Source organism: Neisseria sp. P0021.S007 (genome assembly GCF_051956855.1).
This window is the reverse complement of sequence record NZ_JBQCXA010000486.1, coordinates 1-706: the sequence shown is the minus strand read 5'-3', so window position 1 is coordinate 706 and position 706 is coordinate 1. Positions and strand designations below refer to the sequence as shown.

1 protein-coding gene is annotated in these 706 nt (G+C 54.1%); it reads left to right on the top strand.

Annotated features, from left to right (window positions below; translation table 11 throughout):
- A partial coding sequence (locus ACTHUR_RS14160; protein ID WP_440399189.1) for an aconitase family protein occupies positions 1–706 on the top strand: 706 nt, incomplete at both ends.

Below are 706 nucleotides of genomic sequence, written 5' to 3'. Positions count from 1 at the left end.
CCACCGGCGTGATGCCGCGCGATATGCCTGAGTCCGTATTGGTACGCTTCAGCGGCAAGTTGCAACCGGGCGTAACCCTGCGCGATTTGGTGAGCGCCATTCCGCTTTACGCGATGAAACAAGGTTTGCTCACCGTTGCCAAAGCCGGTAAGAAAAACATCTTCTCCGGCCGCATCCTCGGAATTGAAGGCCTACCTGATTTGAAAGTTGAACAAGCCTTTGAGTTGACCGACGCATCTGCCGAACGCTCCGCTGCAGGCTGTACCGTGAAGCTCAACAAAGAGCCGATTATCGAGTACATGAAATCCAACGTCGTGTTGATGAAAAACATGATTGCCGACGGCTATCAAGACCCGCGCACTTTGGAACGCCGCATCAAAGCCATGGAAAAATGGCTGGCGAATCCAGAGCTGCTCGAAGCAGATAAAGATGCCGAATACGCCGCTGTGATTGAAATCAACATGGACGACATTAAAGAGCCGATCATCGCCTGCCCGAACGACCCGGACGACGTATGCTTCATGTCCGAACGTTCCGGCACCAAAATCGACGAAGTGTTCATCGGTTCGTGCATGACCAACATCGGCCACTTTCGCGCCGCCTCCAAACTCTTGGAAGGCAAGTCCGACATCCCCGTCCGCCTGTGGATGGCGCCGCCAACCAAAATGGATGCGAAAGAGTTGTCTGACGAAGGCCACTACGGTGT